The sequence below is a fragment of the Microbacterium sp. NPDC055665 genome (assembly GCF_053618035.1).
Genome location: NZ_JBSHGY010000004.1, coordinates 275,934 through 292,641, shown reverse-complemented (window position 1 = coordinate 292,641; position 16,708 = coordinate 275,934). Strand labels below are relative to the sequence as shown.

At 69.4% G+C, this 16,708-nt stretch carries 16 protein-coding genes and 1 rRNA gene; all 17 read left to right on the top strand.

Annotated features, from left to right (window positions below; translation table 11 throughout):
* Nucleotides 1-83: ribosomal RNA gene (gene rrf / locus ACWGO6_RS13080) — 5S ribosomal RNA — on the top strand; the annotation flags it as partial.
* A gap of 72 nt (nt 84-155) precedes the next feature.
* The gene (locus ACWGO6_RS13075; protein WP_452326920.1) at nt 156-2,156 is read left to right on the top strand and encodes a primosomal protein; all 2,001 of its coding nucleotides are present in this window, start codon (nt 156-158) and stop codon (nt 2,154-2,156) included.
* Nucleotides 2,156-3,193 (top strand): HAD-IIA family hydrolase, encoded by a 1,038-nt coding sequence (locus tag ACWGO6_RS13070; protein ID WP_136042288.1) that lies wholly within the window; start codon nt 2,156-2,158, stop codon nt 3,191-3,193. Before ACWGO6_RS13075 ends, ACWGO6_RS13070 begins: the two co-directional genes overlap by 1 nt.
* Before the next feature lie 52 nt (nt 3,194-3,245).
* Complete coding sequence (locus ACWGO6_RS13065; protein ID WP_167381665.1) at nt 3,246-3,422, top strand: hypothetical protein; 177 nt, start codon at nt 3,246-3,248, stop codon at nt 3,420-3,422.
* The gene (locus ACWGO6_RS13060) at nt 3,419-4,216 is read left to right on the top strand and encodes a TlyA family RNA methyltransferase (protein WP_452326919.1); all 798 of its coding nucleotides are present in this window, start codon (nt 3,419-3,421) and stop codon (nt 4,214-4,216) included. Before ACWGO6_RS13065 ends, ACWGO6_RS13060 begins: the two co-directional genes overlap by 4 nt.
* Complete coding sequence (locus tag ACWGO6_RS13055; RefSeq protein WP_136042285.1) at nt 4,213-5,133, top strand: NAD kinase; 921 nt, start codon at nt 4,213-4,215, stop codon at nt 5,131-5,133. Before ACWGO6_RS13060 ends, ACWGO6_RS13055 begins: the two co-directional genes overlap by 4 nt.
* The gene (gene recN, locus ACWGO6_RS13050) at nt 5,130-6,821 is read left to right on the top strand and encodes a DNA repair protein RecN (RefSeq protein ID WP_452326918.1); all 1,692 of its coding nucleotides are present in this window, start codon (nt 5,130-5,132) and stop codon (nt 6,819-6,821) included. The genes ACWGO6_RS13055 and recN overlap by 4 nt, the downstream gene beginning before the upstream one ends.
* Before the next feature lie 17 nt (nt 6,822-6,838).
* Nucleotides 6,839-8,548, top strand: a complete 1,710-nt coding sequence (locus tag ACWGO6_RS13045; RefSeq protein ID WP_136042282.1) for a CTP synthase — start codon at nt 6,839-6,841, stop codon at nt 8,546-8,548.
* Complete coding sequence (locus ACWGO6_RS13040; RefSeq protein WP_452326917.1) at nt 8,541-9,122, top strand: NUDIX domain-containing protein; 582 nt, start codon at nt 8,541-8,543, stop codon at nt 9,120-9,122. The genes ACWGO6_RS13045 and ACWGO6_RS13040 overlap by 8 nt, the downstream gene beginning before the upstream one ends.
* Nucleotides 9,123-9,125: 3 nt before the next feature.
* Nucleotides 9,126-10,028, top strand: a complete 903-nt coding sequence (gene xerD / locus ACWGO6_RS13035; RefSeq protein WP_452326916.1) for a site-specific tyrosine recombinase XerD — start codon at nt 9,126-9,128, stop codon at nt 10,026-10,028.
* Nucleotides 10,029-10,184: 156 nt separating this feature from the next.
* Nucleotides 10,185-11,018, top strand: coding sequence for a ParA family protein (locus ACWGO6_RS13030; RefSeq protein ID WP_167381670.1), 834 nt, complete (start codon nt 10,185-10,187; stop codon nt 11,016-11,018).
* Nucleotides 11,002-11,856, top strand: coding sequence for a segregation and condensation protein A (locus ACWGO6_RS13025; protein ID WP_452326915.1), 855 nt, complete (start codon nt 11,002-11,004; stop codon nt 11,854-11,856). Before ACWGO6_RS13030 ends, ACWGO6_RS13025 begins: the two co-directional genes overlap by 17 nt.
* The gene (scpB, locus tag ACWGO6_RS13020) at nt 11,846-12,490 is read left to right on the top strand and encodes an SMC-Scp complex subunit ScpB (protein ID WP_452326914.1); all 645 of its coding nucleotides are present in this window, start codon (nt 11,846-11,848) and stop codon (nt 12,488-12,490) included. The genes ACWGO6_RS13025 and scpB overlap by 11 nt, the downstream gene beginning before the upstream one ends.
* Nucleotides 12,487-13,293, top strand: a complete 807-nt coding sequence (locus tag ACWGO6_RS13015) for a pseudouridine synthase (RefSeq protein WP_452326913.1) — start codon at nt 12,487-12,489, stop codon at nt 13,291-13,293. Before scpB ends, ACWGO6_RS13015 begins: the two co-directional genes overlap by 4 nt.
* A complete protein-coding gene (locus ACWGO6_RS13010; RefSeq protein WP_452326912.1) occupies nt 13,290-14,426 on the top strand; it encodes a prephenate dehydrogenase in 1,137 nt (378 codons plus the stop codon). The genes ACWGO6_RS13015 and ACWGO6_RS13010 overlap by 4 nt, the downstream gene beginning before the upstream one ends.
* Nucleotides 14,419-15,141: a (d)CMP kinase gene (gene cmk, locus ACWGO6_RS13005; protein WP_452326911.1), complete on the top strand. Its 723-nt coding sequence runs from the start codon at nt 14,419-14,421 to the stop codon at nt 15,139-15,141. Before ACWGO6_RS13010 ends, cmk begins: the two co-directional genes overlap by 8 nt.
* A gap of 40 nt (nt 15,142-15,181) precedes the next feature.
* Nucleotides 15,182-16,654, top strand: coding sequence for a ribosome biogenesis GTPase Der (gene der, locus ACWGO6_RS13000; RefSeq protein WP_240745095.1), 1,473 nt, complete (start codon nt 15,182-15,184; stop codon nt 16,652-16,654).
* Nucleotides 16,655-16,708: the final 54 nt, after the last annotated feature.

Genomic DNA, 16,708 nt, shown 5'->3' with positions numbered 1-16,708 from the left:
ACATTCCGAACCCGGAAGCTAAGCCTCACAGCGCCGATGGTACTGCAGGGGGGACCCTGTGGGAGAGTAGGACACCGCCGGACTCCTTTTAGACAAAATGGCCACCCATCGATGGGTGGCCATTTTGCGTTTACACGAAAAGAACAGGGAGCATCATGCCAGAAGAGGAAGAGCGCCGTCCGCGTCGCAACGACGACAGCGGATCGCGCGGCAATCGCGCTTCTGGCGGACGCCCTGGGAACAGCCGTGACGGCTCGGCCCCGCGCCGTGAAGGTGGCGGGTACAGCCGTGATGGTGGTGCTCCGCGTCGTGAGGGTGGCGGCTACAACCGTGACGGCGCAGCTCCGCGTCGCGAGGGTGGCGGCTACAACCGTGACGGCGCAGCTCCGCGTCGCGAGGGTGGCGGCTACAACCGTGATGGTGGTGCTCCGCGTCGCGAGGGTGGTTACAACCGTGACGGTGGAGCCCCGCGCCGTGAGGGTGGTTACAACCGTGACGGTGGAGCCCCGCGTCGTGAAGGCGGCTACAACCGTGACGGTGGAGCCCCGCGTCGTGAAGGCGGCTACAACCGTGACGGTGGAGCCCCGCGTCGTGAAGGTGGTTACAACCGTGATGGTGGCGCTCCGCGCCGCGAGGGTGGCGCTCCGCGTCGCGAGGGTGGTTACAACCGCGACGGTGCCGCCCCGCGCCGTGAAAGCGGCGGGTACAACCGTGATGGTGGTGCCCCGCGTCGTGAAGGCGGCTACAACCGTGATGGTGGAGCTCCGCGCCGTGAGGGTGGCGGCTACAACCGTGATGGTGGTGCTCCGCGTCGTGAAGGCGGCTACAACCGTGATGGTGCCGCTCCGCGTCGTGAAGGCGGCTACAACCGTGATGGTGGTGCTCCGCGTCGCGAAGGCGGTGGCTACAACCGTGATGGCGGTGCCCCGCGTCGCGAGGGTGGCGGGTACAACCGTGATGGTGGTGCCCCGCGTCGCGAGGGTGGCGGGTACAACCGTGACGGTGCAGCCCCGCGTCGCGAAGGCGGTGGCTACAACCGTGACGGTGCAGCCCCGCGTCGCGAAGGCGGTGGCTACAACCGCGACGGTGCGGCTCCGCGCCGCGACTCTGCACCCCGTCGCGACGGCGGCGACCGCGATCGATCGCGTTCCTTCCCGCAGCGCGGAGGCGCGAACCGGGAGCGTCCGGCTCAGGCCGCCAACGAGCGTCCGCGGTTCGACGAGCCGCAGATCCCCGACGAGATCACGGCACGCGACCTCAACGGGGCGGCTCGCAACGAGCTCAAGACCCTGAGCAAGGAGAACGCGGAGCATGTCGCGCGTCACCTGGCTATGGCTTCGAAACTCATCGACGAGGACCCCGCGCTTGCCCACGAGCATGCACTCGCTGCTTCTCGCCGTGCCGGTCGTATCGCGATCGTCCGTGAGACCCTCGGCATCACTGCTTACGCGACGGGCGACTTCGCCCTCGCGCTCCGCGAACTCCGCACCTATCGACGCATCTCGGGCAAGGACGATCAGATCGCACTGATGGTCGACAGCGAGCGTGGCATCGGTCGCTCCGATCGGGCGCTGGAGACCGGCCGCGCAGTCGACCGCTCAGCCCTCGAGACTCCGGTACGCGTCGCTCTGGCGATCGCGATGTCGGGTGCTCGTCTGGACCAGGGAGATCTGGAGCTGGCACTCGGCGAGCTCGAGATCCCGGAGCTCGACCCGGATCGGGCATTCGAGTGGAGCCCGTCGCTGTTCGCCGCTCGTGCCGCTGTTCTCGAGGATCTCGGGCGCACGGAGGAGGCCGCGTTCTGGGCGCACCGCGCCGAGGTCGCCGCCCAGGCACTCGGCATCGACGAGGCCGGCGACGAGGAGATCTTCATCGAAGACAGCATGATCGAGGGCGAGTTCCTCGAGGAGGCTGAAGAGCAGGCTGAAGCTGAAGCTGAAGTTGAAGCCGATGACTTCCACGAGTCAGACGCCGATGAGTCAGACGCCGATGAGTCAGACGCCGACGGATCAGACTCCGACGGATCAGACTCCGACGGATCAGACACCGACGGATCAGACACCGACGAGTCGGCCGCGGCCGAGCCCTCGGTCGAGGATGAGGTCCGGGAGCTCCTGGGTGAGGACGAGGCCGACGACACAGACCCGGAGGCGTAGTGGCGCTGTTCTCACGCAAGCGTGCTCCGCGCACGCCTCTCGATGGGGTCGACACGATCCTCGCTGATCTCGATGGCGTGGTCTACGCGGGCCCGGGCGCGCTGCCGTACGCGATCGACAGCCTCAATGAGGCCGCGAAGTCGGCGCGACTCGGTTACATCACCAACAATGCGGCTCGCACCGATGCATCCGTCGCGGAGCACCTCAGCAGCCTGGGGCTCCGCGTCGATGCGGCCGACGTGGTCACGAGCCCGCAGGCCGCCATGCGGCTGATGGCGAAGATCGTGCCCGCGCCGGCGACGATCCTGGTCGTCGGCGGCGATGGGCTCGTCGACGAGGTGCAGAAGGCCGGTTACACCGTCACGCGCAGCGCCGAGGATTCGCCGAGCGCCGTCGTCCAGGGGTTCGCCCCGGAGGTGGCGTGGACCGACCTCGCCGAGGCGGCATTCGCCCTCAAGGTCCCTGAAGACGAGGGCGGGATCCCGTGGATCGCCACGAACACGGACTGGACGATCCCGCGTGAGCGCGGTGTCGCACCGGGGAACGGCACTCTCGTCTCCGCGGTGCACACGGCCATCGGTCGTTTGGCGACCGTCGCAGGCAAGCCCGAGGCGCCCATCTTCGAAGAGGCACTCGCCCGATTCGGCGCGCAGAAGGCGCTGTTCATCGGCGACCGGCTCGACACCGACATCATGGGTGCGAGCCGGGTCGGGATCGACTCCGTGCTCGTCCTCACCGGAATCGACCGCCCCAAGCATGTGCTGGCCGCTCCCGAGGGCTCGCGTCCGACCTACATCCTCGGCGACCTGCGTGAGCTTCACGCGCCGTATCCGGAGGTCACGGAACGGGACGGTGTGTTCGATGTGAACGGCGCTGCCGTGCGGGTCGTGGGGGCGGACGTCGAGATCGTGGCGGAGTCCGGATCGCAGATCGACCTGCTGCGCGCCGGCGCAGCCGCGATCTGGGCATCGGGGACACCCGTGTTCGTGCTGCGCGTTCCCGAGCGCCTCTACGACGACCCCTTCCATCGCCCCTGAGGCCACTCGCGTCGCTCCGGCCGCCGTCGGAGGCGCCGCGTACAGTGGAACCGTGAGCGAAGAGACGACGAGTGCGCCGACCGACGGCCTGTGGAGCCGCCTCCGTCTGATCGAGGGGCAGCCTCTTCCGGCGCGAGCCGATGCGTACGCGAGCCTGCACGACGAGCTCTCCCGACGCCTCGAAAGCGGCGCGAAGCTCGACCAACGGGAGACCCCGGGATCCCGATGACGCGACTCGACGCTACCCTCGCCGCCCGAGGACTCGCCCGCTCGCGCAGCCATGCGGCCACACTCATCGCCGATGGGCTCGTGAGCATCGACGGCCGCCCGGTGGTGAAAGCCTCGACCGCCGTCGACGATGAGGCGCAGATCACGATCGCGGGCGCCGATCACTATGTCGGCCGCGCGGCTCACAAGCTCATCGCCGGGCTCGACGGATTCGCCATCCCGGTCGAGGGGCTCCTCGCGCTCGACATGGGGGCGTCCACCGGAGGATTCACGCAGGTGCTCCGGGAGCGCGGCGCGCGCAAGGTGCTCGCCGTCGACGTCGGACACGGTCAGCTCGCCGCGTCGATCGCAGCCGACCCCGGCGTCGTCGCCGTCGAGGGCTACAACGTGCGCCACATGACGCGGGAGAACCTCACCGACGCGACCGGCGAGAGCGACGCCCCCGACCTCGTGGTCGGGGACCTCTCTTTCATCTCTCTCGAGCTCGTGCTGCCGGCGGTGGCGGTCATCGCCGAGCCGGGATCCGACATCCTGCTGCTCGTGAAGCCGCAGTTCGAGGTCGGGCGCACCGCGGTGCGCGGCGGTCTGGTCACCGACCCCGCGACGCGCGCGGACGCCGTCGCCCGCACCGTATGGACCGCCTGGGATCTCGGTTTCGGAATGCTCGGCATCCTGCCCTCCCCGATCCTCGGAACGCACGGCAATGCCGAGTATCTGGTGCACCTCGCGCCGGGTCGGGGCAGCAATCCGACAGAATGGTTGGACAGCATCAACCGACTGGCAGGAGGACGATGAACGAGCGCAGCATCCTGGTCGTCGCCCACGCCGGCCGAGTCGACACGGTCGACGCCGCCCGCCGGGTGATCGGGGCCCTTCGGGAAGCCGGAGCCCGACCGGTGCTGGCCGCCGACGACCATGAGGCTCTCGTGGCCGTGGACGAGTTCTTCGCCGATGCCGACGTGCTCGGAGTGTCCGTCGATCCTGCCGACCTCGAACTGGCGATCGTGCTGGGCGGCGACGGGACCATCCTCCGTGCCGCCGAGCTCGTCCGCGACAGCGGCGCACCCGTGCTGGGCATCAACATGGGCCACGTCGGCTTCCTCGCCGAGATCGACCGCGACGACATGGACAAGGCCGTCCGCCGCGTGATCGACCGAGACTACGAGGTCGAGGAACGACTCGCGCTCTCCGTGCGGGTGAAGGATGCCGCGGGCGTGGTCGTCTACGAGACCTGGGCCCTCAACGAAGCCACGGTCGAGAAGGCCAGCCGGGAGCGGATGATCGAGGTCGTGCTCGAGATCGACGGTCGCCCGCTGTCGAGCTTCGGCTGCGACGGCATGGTCATCTCCACACCGACCGGCTCGACCGCGTACAACTTCTCCGCCGGGGGACCGGTCATCTGGCCCAGCGTCGAGGCGATCGCCGTGGTGCCGCTGTCGGCGCACGCGCTCTTCGCCAAGCCTCTGGTCGTCAGCCCCGACGCCTCGGTCGCCATCGAGATGCTCGAGCGCACCGACGGCTCGGGCATCCTGTGGTGCGACGGTCGACGCTCGCACGACCTCCCGCCCGGTGCGCGCGTCGTGGTCCGCCGCTCTTCGCGTCCGGTGCGACTCGCACGTCTGCACCCCACGGCGTTCACCGACCGGCTCGTGCGCAAATTCCAACTGCCCGTCGAAGGATGGCGCGGACAGGCGCAGGGGGCGCAGTCATGATCGAGGAGATGCGGATGCAGGGCCTCGGCGTGATCGCCGACGCCGTGCTGCCCCTCGGTCCGGGGTTCACGGCGATCACCGGCGAGACCGGTGCCGGAAAGACAATGGTGGTCACGGGGCTCGGGCTGCTGCTGGGTCAGCGCGCGGATTCCGGTGCGGTGCGCGCCGGTGCCGCCCAGGCCTCGGTCGCCGGTGTCTGGATCGTCCCCGAGAAGGGCGACGTCGCCGAGATCGTCGCCGACGCCGGGGGAGAGCTGGAGCCCGCAGGAGCCGGCAACGCCGAACTGTACGTCTCACGCACGCTGAGCGCCGAGGGCCGCAGCCGGGCGAGCGTCGGTGGCCGCGCCGCACCGGCAGGAGTGCTCTCGGCTCTCGCGGAAGAACTCGTCGTGGTCCACGGGCAGTCCGAGCAGCTGCGTCTGCGCTCCGCGGCTGCCCAGCGCGACGCCCTCGACCGCTTCGGTGGTGCGCCGATCGCGAAGGCGCTCGAGGCCTACGCCGCGTCCTTCGCCCGCTGGCGGACACTCGATGCCGAGATCTCTGAGATCACTGAGAACCGCGACCGCCGCGCGGAAGAGGCAGCGCGACTGCGCGAAGCCCTCGCACTGATCGAGGCGACCGCACCGGAGCCGGGGGAGGACCAGGAGCTCGCCGAGCGCGCGGAGCGACTCGCGAACGCGGAAGAGCTGCGCCTCGCGGCCTCCCTCGCCCATGGAGCACTCTCGAGCGAAGACGGCGAGCCCGATGCGTCGGCCCTCGTCGCGGAGGCGCGTCGGCTGCTCGAGCGCACCGCCGATGCGAAGCTCACCGAGATCGGCGAGAGCATCGCCGACATCGGCTACCGGATCGCCGACACCGCCGGACTCCTGTCGGCGTACCTGGCCGACCTCGACGAGACGGGCCCCCACGAGCTCGCCGCCGTCGAAGAACGTCGCGCGGCGCTCGGGACCCTGATCCGTGCGCACGGCTCTCTCGACGAGGCTTTGGCGCTCTGGCAGACCGGCTCGGCCCGCCTGGCCGAGCTCGACGACGACGGCGATCGCATCGAACGTCTCATCGCCGAGCGCGATGCGGCGCGAGCCGAACTCGATGCGCATGCCGCCGCGCTCACCGCGACCCGCACCGAGGCGGCTGCACGTCTCGGCGATGAGGTCACCGCCGAGCTGCACGCCCTCGCGATGCCGGATGCGCGCCTCGAGGTCGCCGTCTCAGAAGGTGCCGAGAGCACCCACGGTCGAGATGACGTCGCCATCCTCCTCGCCCCGCATCCGGGCGCGGAGCCCCGCTCCGTCTCCAAGGGCGCCTCGGGCGGCGAGCTGTCGCGCGTGATGCTCGCGATCGAGGTCGTGATCGCCGCGACCGACCCGGTCCCGACGTTCGTCTTCGATGAGGTCGACGCCGGTATCGGAGGTGCGGCCGCCATCGAAGTGGGGCGGCGACTCGCCCGGCTCGCAGAGAAGTCGCAAGTCATCGCGGTGACGCATCTCGCGCAGGTCGCCGCGTTCGCGAACAATCACCTGTCGGTCGTGAAGGCCAATGATGGCGCGGTCACGGCCTCGAGCGTACGGCGTCTCGAGGGTGAGGACCGAGAGGCCGAGATGGCCCGTCTGCTGTCCGGACTCACCGATTCCGATGCCGCACTGACCCACGCGCGTGAACTTCTCAGCCTCCGCGTCCCCACCGCCTGATAGGATCGAAGCCCGTGATGAACTCTTCTTCCGCGGCACCCAAGAACGACACGACCAAGCACATCTTCGTGACTGGTGGTGTCGTTTCGTCTTTGGGCAAGGGACTGACGGCGGCCAGCCTCGGCAACCTCCTCACGGCCCGCGGTCTGCGCGTCGTGATGCAGAAGCTCGACCCTTATCTGAACGTCGATCCCGGCACGATGAACCCGTTCCAGCACGGTGAGGTCTTCGTCACGGACGACGGCGCCGAGACCGACCTCGACATCGGACACTACGAGCGGTTCCTCGACATCAACCTGTCCGAGGCCGCCAACGTCACCACCGGCCAGATCTACTCGCAGGTGATCGCGCGCGAGCGCCGTGGCGAGTACCTCGGCGACACGGTGCAGGTCATCCCGCACATCACCGACGAGATCAAGCGTCGGATGCGGCTGCAGGCCAGCGAAGACCCGCGCCCCGACGTGATCATCACCGAGGTCGGCGGCACGGTCGGCGACATCGAGTCGCAGCCGTTCCTCGAGTCCGCCCGCCAGCTCCGTCACGAGCTCGGCCGCGACAGCGTGTTCTTCGTTCACGTCTCGCTCGTCCCGTTCATGGGGGCGTCGGGGGAGCAGAAGACCAAGCCGACGCAGCACTCCGTCGCGGCGCTCCGTCAGGTGGGTATCCAGCCCGACGCGCTCGTGCTCCGCAGCGACCGTCCCGTCAGCGCGAGCAACCGCAACAAGATCGCCCTCATGTGCGACGTCGACGTCGAGGGCGTCATCAACACCGTCGACCTGCCGAGCATCTACGACATCCCGTCGACGCTCAACGACCAGGGTCTCGACTCCTACATCGTGCGCCGCCTCGGCCTCGACCAGAAGGCCGCGGAAGAGGTCGACTGGACGCGCTGGAGCAAGGTGCTGCACGCCGTGCACAACCCCAAGCACGAAGTCACGATCGGCCTGGTCGGCAAGTACATCGACCTGCCCGACGCCTACCTCTCGGTGACCGAGGCGCTCAAGGCCGGCGGTTTCGCGCAGGAGACCAAGGTCAACATCCGCTGGATCCCCTCGGATCTCTGCGAGACGCCGGAAGGCGCCCAGGAGCAGCTGGCCGAGCTCGACGGCATCTGCGTGCCCGGCGGCTTCGGCATCCGCGGCATCGAGGGCAAGCTCGGCGCCCTGAAGTTCGCGCGGGAGCAGGGCATCCCGACGCTCGGTCTGTGCCTCGGCCTGCAGTGCATGGTCATCGAGTACGCGCGCGATGTGGCCGGCATCGTCGGCGCCTCGTCGAGCGAGTTCGACCCGGAGACCTCCGAGCCCGTCATCGCCACGATGGCGGAGCAGGTCGACATCCTCGACGGCGGCGACCTCGGCGGCACGATGCGTCTCGGCCTGTACCAGGCGGCCCTCGCCGAAGGATCGCTCGCTCGTGAGCTGTACGGTGCGCCGGAGGCCTCCGAGCGGCACCGTCACCGCTACGAGGTCAACAACGCCTACCGCGACCGTCTGACGGAAGCCGGCCTGGTCTTCTCCGGACTCAACCCCGAGCTCGACCTGGTGGAGTACGTCGAGCTGCCGCGCGACGTACACCCGTACTACATCGCCACGCAGGCACACCCGGAACTGCGCTCGCGTCCCACCGCGCCGCACCCGCTGTTCCGCGGGCTCGTCGGCGCCGCGATCGAGCGTCACCGTGCGAGCGAGCTGTTCGACGTGAGCGATGACGTCACGGCCGATGCCTGAGTCGATCGAGCCCCTCCGGGACGAGCCGTTCGAGCCGGAGGTGCTTCAGAGCGAGCTCGTCTACGAAGGCAGGGTCTGGGACGTGCGCTCCGACCGCGTGCGCTACGGCGATGGCGAGATCGTGCGGCAGTACGTCGACCACACGGGTGCGGTGGCGATCCTCGCGCTCGATGACGACGGGCGGGTCCTGCTGATCCAGCAGTACCGGCATCCGATCCGTCATCGGGACTGGGAGCTGCCCGCCGGCCTGCTCGATGTCGAGGGCGAGGAGCCGCTCGCGGCCGCCCAGCGCGAGCTCGCGGAGGAGGCGGACCTCGTGGCCGCCCACTGGGAGCCGCTGGTCTCGTCGTGGACCACGCCCGGCGGCAACGACGAGGTCATCCACCTCTTCCTCGCGACGGGCATCTCGTCGGCGGAGAACCCGCACGATCGCGAGGATGAGGAAGCAGACATCCGCGTCGAGTGGGTGCCGCTGGCCGACGCGGTGGATGCCGTTCTCGAGGGCCGCATGCACAACGGCATCCTCACGATCGGCGTGCTGGCCGCGGCGCAGAGGCTGCGCGATCGGGGCTGAGGGATGCTGCTCGAGCGCGCCCTCGACGCGTACCTGCGTCACGTCACGATCGAGCGCGGTCTGAGCGAGCACACGATCGCCGCCTATCGGCGCGATCTCGAGGGCTACTGCGAGTGGCTCGCGGCAGAAGGCGTCACCGACACGTCGGAGGTCACCCCGGCGGTGATCGACCGCTTCATCGCCGCGCGCGCGTCCGCCGAGCCGGCCCCGGCGTCGTCGAGCCTGGCGCGGCTGCAATCCTCCGTGCGGAGCTGGCATCGATTCCTCGCCCGTGAAGGCGTGGAGGTCGACGACCCGAGCGGGCGATTGCGCCCGCCCAAGGCACCGCGTCGCCTTCCGAAGGCGCTGACCATCGATCAGGTCGAGCGGCTGCTCGCCGCTCCGTCCCCGGAAGATCCGATCGGCGTGCGCGACCGCGCCCTGCTGGAGCTCCTCTACGCCACCGGCGCCCGGGTGTCGGAGGCGATCGGACTCGATGTCGACGACCTGGCGCACGGCGACGTGCTGCGGCTGCGGGGCAAGGGCTCGAAGGAGCGCATCGTGCCCATCGGGTCGTTCGCGCGCGCGGCCGTCGATGCCTACCTCACCCGCGTCCGCCCGGCACTCGCGGCGAAGGGGCGCGCGTCGGCCCGGCTGTTCCTCGGCGCCCGTGGAGCACCGCTCTCGCGTCAGAGTGCCTGGCTCGTGATCCGCGCGGCTGCCGAGAAGGCGCAGATCACCTCCGAGGTGTCGCCGCACACGCTGCGGCACTCCTTCGCGACGCATCTGCTCCAGGGCGGTGCCGACGTGCGTGTCGTGCAGGAGCTCCTCGGGCACTCGTCGGTCGCGACGACGCAGATCTACACGCACGTCTCGGTGGACACCCTGCGGGACATCTACGCCACCTCCCACCCTCGCGCGCGTTGAGCTCCGCCGATGCGGGAGAGGCGCCGTGCCGCGTGCCGAGGCGGCTGAGGAACGGCCCGACCGGTACAATCGACCAAGCACGAAGGAGCAGGAGAATCGGTGGCTGAGAAAGTGGCGAAGTCCAGGGCGAAGGCGCAGAAGGCCGACGAGACCCCCATGGGACCCACCGGCCGTCCGTATCACGGGTTCGCGATCCCGGAACCGTTGAAGTCCCACGGTCCTGCACGCATCATCGCGCTGTGCAACCAGAAGGGCGGCGTCGGCAAGACGACGACCTCCATCAACCTGGCCGCAGCTCTCGCCGAGTACGGCCGGAAGGTGCTCGCCGTCGACTTCGACCCGCAGGGCGCACTGTCCGCCGGTCTCGGCATCCCGACGCACGACGTGCCGACGATCTACGACCTCCTGCTCGACACGAAGCGCGACGCCCACGACGCGATCGTGCACTCCAGCGTCGAGGGTCTCGACGTGATGCCCGCGAACATCGACCTGTCGGCCGCCGAGGTGCACCTCGTCAACGAGGTCGCCCGTGAGACGATCCTCGCCCGAGTCCTGCGCCAGGTCGCGGGGGAGTACGACGTCATCCTCATCGACTGCCAGCCCTCGCTCGGCATCCTCACGGTCAACGCCCTCACCGCCGCACACGGCGTGATCATCCCGCTCGAGTGCGAGTTCTTCGCGCTGCGCGGTGTGGCGCTGCTCATTGAGACGATCGACAAGGTGCGCGACCGGCTGAACCCCTCCATCACGATGGACGGTCTGCTGGCGACCATGTACGACCCGCGCACGCTGCACTCCCGCGAGGTCCTCGAGCGCGTGGTCGAGGCCTTCGGCGACGACGTGCTGGAGACCGTGATCGGCCGCACCGTGAAGTTCCCCGACGCCTCGGTGTCGGGTGTGCCCATCACCGAGTTCGCCCCCGAGCACGCGGCCGCTCAGGCATACCTGCGGCTGGCGCGGGAGCTGGTCGCCCGTGGCGCTGTCGCCTAGCGAGGAGTCCGTCGACGCGACGCTCGTGGAGAGCGCGGGCGATACGGTTGCGACCGATCCGGGCTTCCGGGTCTCGCTGTCCAACTTCGACGGCCCGTTCGACCTGCTCCTGAACCTCATCTCGAAGCATGAGATGGACATCACCGAGGTCTCACTGAGCGCGGTCACGAACGAGTTCATCGCGTACCTCGGTCAGCTCGAGAACGATGAGGAGCTGGACCAGGCATCCGAGTTCCTCGTGGTCGCAGCCACACTCCTCGACATGAAGGTGGCCGGACTCCTCCCGCAGGGCGAACTGGTGGATGCCGAAGCCGTCGCGCTGCTCGAGGCGCGCGACCTGTTGTTCGCACGCCTGCTGCAGTACCGAGCCTTCAAGGAGGTCTCGGCGTGGTTCGGCCGCTGTCTGCAGCGCGAAGACCGTCGGCACGTCCGTGCGGCACGACTCGACGAGAAGCACCGCAAGCAGACACCCGAGCTCGTGTGGTCGCTCACTGCCGACGACTTCGCCGCGCTCGCGCTCCTGGCCTTCGCGCCCAAGGAGATCCCGCACGTCGGACTCGACCACCTCCACGCGCCGCTGGTCAGCATCCGGGAGCAGGCCGCGATCGTCGTCACACTGCTCCGCGGCACGGAGTCGTTGAGCTTCCGCGAGCTCGTCTCGGGGGTGAGCGAGCCCGGCATCGTCGTCGCACGCTTCATCTCGGTGCTGGAGCTCTACCGCCACGCGGCGCTGTCCTTCGAACAACTGGAACCGCTCGGCGAGCTCACGCTGCGCTGGGCAGCCGACTCCTGGTCGGACGAGACTCTTGCGACCCTGGGGGCCGACTATGACCGATGACCTGACCGAGACCGTCGACGAGGTGGCGGAGCCGGCCTCCGACGAGGCGACCTCGGACGAGGCGACAGACGCTACCGAGATCCCGCTGTCCGAGCGCATCGAGGCCATCCTCCTCATCGTCGACGAGCCGCTCGGACTCGTGGCGCTGGCCGCCGCGGTGGGCTCCCCGGTGCCCGCCGTGCGGCAGACGCTCGAGACGCTGGTCGACGACTACGACGGGAAGGGCAAGGGCCCTCGCCGTGGCTTCGAGCTCCGCGAGGTCGGCGGTGGCTGGCGTCTGTACGTGCGCGAGGATCTCGATTCGCTGGTCGCGGAGTTCGTGGGCGGGCAGGCTCCGGCGCGGCTCTCGCAGGCGGCGCTCGAGACGCTGGCGGTCATCGCCTACAAGCAGCCGGTGACCCGAAGTCAGGTCGCCTCCATCCGTGCGGTGAACGTCGATTCCGTCGTGCGCACCCTCCTCGCCCGCGGTCTGATCACGGAGCTGTTCGCCGACTCCGAGACCGGCGCGATCAACTACGGCACGACCGACGCTCTCCTGCAGCACCTGGGCATCAACTCGCTCGACGAGCTGCCCCCGATCTCCCCTCTGCTCGACGACGGTGCAGACGGTTTCGACGAAGGGACCATCCGATGACCGGCTTCGACGCCTCCACCGACTCCGAGGGCGCGCCCGAGGGCATCCGTCTGCAGAAGGTGCTCGCCGGCGCCGGGGTGGCTTCGCGCCGCGTCGTCGAGCAGTACATCACCGAGGGGCGTATCCGCGTCAACGGCATCGTCGTCTCCGAGCTCGGCCGGCGCATCGACCCGGAGCACGACCTCGTCGACGTCGACGGCACCGCCGTGCAGCTGGACGTCTCCAAGCGCTACGTCATGCTCAACAAGCCCACCGGCGTCGTCAGCAGCATGAAGGACGAGAGCGGTCGCCCCGACCTCCGTCGCTTCACCGACGACTACGAGGAGCGCCTCTACAACGTCGGCCGCCTCGACGCGGAGACCAGCGGTCTGCTGATCCTCACCAACGACGGCGCGCTCGCGCACGTGCTCGCGCACCCGTCGTTCGGCGTGACCAAGGTCTACATCGCCAAGGTCGAGGGCACGGTGCTGCCGCAGACGATCTCGAAGCTCACGAAGGGCATCGAGCTCGAAGACGGTCCGATCGCCGCCGACAAGGCGCGTCTGCTGGACACCTCGCGCGGGTCGAGCCTGGTCGAGTTGACGCTGCACTCCGGACGCAACCGCATCGTGCGCCGGATGCTCGCCGCCGTCGGGCATCCGGTCACCGAACTGGTGCGTCGGCAGTTCGGACCGCTCCACCTGGGAACCCTCCCGGCGGGGAAGACGCGGGAACTGACTAAAATCGAACTCGGCGCGCTTCTCACTCTGTCGCGCCGTGATTCCGGTGTCGCCGAGGCGCCAGGCGAGCAGGAGAACGAATGACCGATACGACGAGTGCGCCCACGGCGCGGAGGGCAGGCGTTGTCGCGCCGCGCCTCTCCGGCACCGTTCGCGTCGTCGGTGCCGGTCTGCTCGGCGCGAGCGTCGGGCATGCGCTCCGGTCGAAGGGCATCGACGTCGTCCTGACGGATGCCTCGCCCGCCCAGCTGCGTCTCGCGGTCGACTACGGCGCCGGTCGCCTCGCCGCCGACGATGACACGCCCGCCCTGATCGTGGTGGCCGTGCCGCCCGACGTCACCGCCGACGTGATCCAGGCCGAGCTCGAGAGGTTCCCGGAGGCCGTCGTCACAGACGTCGCCAGCGTGAAGCTCGAGCCGTTCCGCACGCTGCAGGCGCGTGGCGTCGACCTCACCCGCTACATCGGCTCCCACCCGCTCGCCGGTCGCGAGCGCGGCGGAGCGATCTCGGCACGCGCCGACCTCTTCGTCGGTCGTCCCTGGGTCGTGTGCCGCGACGAAGACACGAAGGCCGCCGACCTCGCGCTGGTCGAAGCCCTCGCGCTCGACGTGGGCGCGATGCCGCTCGAGATGACCCCGGAGGAGCACGACCGCTCTGTCGCGCTCACCTCGCACGTGCCGCAGGTGGTCGCGAGCCTGCTCGCCGGCCGTCTCGCCGACGCCGAGGAGGGCGCGCTTCGTCTGGCAGGACAGGGCGTGCGCGACACCACGCGCATCGCCGCCTCGGCCCCCGAGCTCTGGGTTCAGATCCTCGGTGCCAACGCCGGTCCCGTCGTCGAGATCCTCGATGCCCTCGCGGGCGATCTCGCCGAGGTCGCGTCCGCGCTGCGTGAGCCGAGCGCTCCGGGCGCACGACGCATCGTCGCCGAGACGATCCGTCAGGGCAACGACGGCGTTGACCGACTTCCCGGGAAGCACGGGCAGAACCAGCGCTTCGAGTCGCTCATCGTCATGGTCGATGACACCGCCGGCCAACTGGGACGCCTGTTCGGCGAGCTCGGGGAACTCGGCGTGAACGTCGAGGACCTCCGACTCGAGCATTCGCCCGGGGCGCAGTTCGGCCTGGCGGAGATCAGCGTCGACCCCGCCGCACTGCACGGGGCGATCACCGGACTCCAGGAACGCGGCTGGCGGATCGCGGGGAACACCAATGACTGATACCACCACCCCGTCCTCGGCACCGGCACACGGCACCGACGCGACGAAGTTCATCGCCATCGACGGGCCGGCCGGCTCCGGCAAGTCGAGCGTGTCGAAGGCCGTGGCCCGCACGCTCGGTCTCGGCTACCTCGACACGGGTTCCGCATACCGCGCGCTCGCCTGGCACGTGCTGGACCGTGGAGCCGACACCTCCGATGCTGACGCGGTCCTCGCCGCCGCATCCGATTTCCCGGTGCAGCTGGGGCTAGACCCCGATGACCGCACCGTGCGCGTCGGCGATGCCGATGTCACCGAGGCCATCCGGGACCCGCGGGTCTCCGGTGCCGTGAGCGGCGTGGCGCGCGTGCCCGCGGTGCGTGCCCAGGTGAACGAGCTGTTCCGCACGCTCGTCGCCGATTCGTCGTACCCGGCCGTCGTGGTCGAAGGTCGCGACATCACCACCGTCGTCGCACCGGACGCCCCCGTGCGGATCCTCCTCACCGCGGCCCCCGAAGTACGGGCCGCCCGACGCGCCGGTGAACTCGCCGGTGAGAACGCGGCAGCTGTCGCCGCGGCGCTGCACAAGCGCGACGCCTCAGACAGCGCCGTCGTCGACTTCCTGAACGCCGCAGAAGGCGTCGAGGTCGTCGATTCGACGGAACTCGATTTCCCCCAGACCATCGACGCCGTCCTCACGGTGATCGAACGAATCCAAGGAGCACACCGTGGCTGACGACGAATACGAAGGCGGCCCCGACCAGCTCGCCGAGAAGATGGAGAACATCGACGAGCATCTGGCCGAGCAGCGCGCGGAGACCCTGCGCGCCGGTCTCGCCGACTACGAGCTGGACGATGAGGACGCAGAGCTTCTCGCGGGCATCACGCTCGGCGAGGACGGCATCCACTACAGCCCGGCGCTTCCGGTGGTGGCGATCGTGGGGCGGCCGAACGTGGGCAAGTCCGCACTCGTCAACCGCATCCTCGGCCGCCGCGAGGCCGTCGTGGAGGACACTCCCGGTGTGACCCGCGACCGCGTGACGTACAAGGCCGAGTGGGCCGACCGGCGGTTCTCCCTCGTCGACACCGGTGGCTGGGAGCCCGACGCCCGCGGCATCGACCGTTCGGTCGCGATGCAGGCCGAGGTCGCGATCGACCTCGCCGACATGGTGCTGTTCGTGGTCGACGCGATGGTCGGCGCCACCTCGACCGACGAGCACGTCGTGAAGCTGCTGCGCAAGAGCGGCAAGCCGGTGTTCCTCGTCGCCAACAAGATCGATGACGCCCGCCAGGAGCCGGAGACGGCGGGCCTGTGGAGCCTGGGCCTGGGCGAGCCCTGGCCGGTGTCGGCCATCCACGGACGCGGCGTCGCCGACCTGCTGGACGCGGTGCTGAAGAAGCTTCCCGAGGTCTCTGCCGTCGCGAAGCAGGAGATCGGTGGACCGCGTCGTGTCGCCATCCTCGGTCGCCCGAACGTGGGCAAGTCGTCGCTGCTGAACAAGGCGGCCGGCGAGGAGCGCGTGGTCGTGAACGACCTGGCCGGCACCACCCGCGACCCGGTGGACGAGGTCGTCGAGCTCGGCGGCAAGATGTGGCGTCTGGTCGACACGGCCGGCATCCGTCGTCGCGTGCACATGGCGCAGGGTGCGGACTTCTACGCCTCGCTCCGGACCTCTGCGGCGCTGGAGAAGGCCGAAGTCGCCGTCGTCGTGCTCGACGTCTCCGAGACGATCAGCGAGCAGGACGTGCGCATCATCGACCTCGTGCTGGAGTCGGGTCGCGCGCTCGTGCTCGCGTTCAACAAGTGGGACCGTCTGAACGACGACGACCTGGAGAACGCCGACCGTCGTCGCTACCTCGAGCGTGAGATCGAGCAGGACCTGGCGCACGTCGCCTGGGCTCCGCGCGTGAACATCTCGGCCAAGACCGGTCGTCACCTCGACAAGCTGGTTCCCGCGCTGGAGACGGCGCTGGAGAACTGGGACCGTCGTATCCCGACCGGCAAGTTCAACGCGTTCCTCGCGGAGCTCGTCGCCGAGCACCCGCACCCGCTGCGCGGTGGCAAGCAGCCGCGCATCCTGTTCGGCACGCAGGCGTCGACGCGTCCGCCGACGTTCGTGCTGTTCACGACCGGATTCCTCGATCCCGGATACCGACGGTTCATCCAGCGGCGTCTGCGCGAGCTCTACTCGTTCGAGGGCACGCCGATCGTGATCAACATGCGCGTGCGCGAGAAGCGCCAGCGCTGATCTGTTCCGGCGCATGTCGCGCCGTGGTGCCGATGCCCCGATGCTGTGAAAGGC

Excerpts from the sequence above, each read along its gene's own strand:
- ACWGO6_RS13075 (WP_452326920.1), top strand. The coding sequence starts at position 156 with ATGCCAGAAGAGGAAGAGCGCCGTCCGCGTCGCAACGACGACAGCGGA.
- ACWGO6_RS13060 (WP_452326919.1), top strand. The coding sequence starts at position 3,419 with ATGACGCGACTCGACGCTACCCTCGCCGCCCGAGGACTCGCCCGCTCG.
- ACWGO6_RS13055 (WP_136042285.1), top strand. The coding sequence starts at position 4,213 with ATGAACGAGCGCAGCATCCTGGTCGTCGCCCACGCCGGCCGAGTCGAC.
- recN (WP_452326918.1), top strand. The coding sequence starts at position 5,130 with ATGATCGAGGAGATGCGGATGCAGGGCCTCGGCGTGATCGCCGACGCC.
- ACWGO6_RS13045 (WP_136042282.1), top strand. The coding sequence starts at position 6,839 with ATGAACTCTTCTTCCGCGGCACCCAAGAACGACACGACCAAGCACATC.
- ACWGO6_RS13040 (WP_452326917.1), top strand. The coding sequence starts at position 8,541 with ATGCCTGAGTCGATCGAGCCCCTCCGGGACGAGCCGTTCGAGCCGGAG.
- xerD (WP_452326916.1), top strand. The coding sequence starts at position 9,126 with ATGCTGCTCGAGCGCGCCCTCGACGCGTACCTGCGTCACGTCACGATC.
- ACWGO6_RS13030 (WP_167381670.1), top strand. The coding sequence starts at position 10,185 with ATGGGACCCACCGGCCGTCCGTATCACGGGTTCGCGATCCCGGAACCG.
- scpB (WP_452326914.1), top strand. The coding sequence starts at position 11,846 with ATGACCGATGACCTGACCGAGACCGTCGACGAGGTGGCGGAGCCGGCC.
- ACWGO6_RS13015 (WP_452326913.1), top strand. The coding sequence starts at position 12,487 with ATGACCGGCTTCGACGCCTCCACCGACTCCGAGGGCGCGCCCGAGGGC.
- ACWGO6_RS13010 (WP_452326912.1), top strand. The coding sequence starts at position 13,290 with ATGACCGATACGACGAGTGCGCCCACGGCGCGGAGGGCAGGCGTTGTC.
- cmk (WP_452326911.1), top strand. The coding sequence starts at position 14,419 with ATGACTGATACCACCACCCCGTCCTCGGCACCGGCACACGGCACCGAC.
- der (WP_240745095.1), top strand. The coding sequence starts at position 15,182 with ATGGAGAACATCGACGAGCATCTGGCCGAGCAGCGCGCGGAGACCCTG.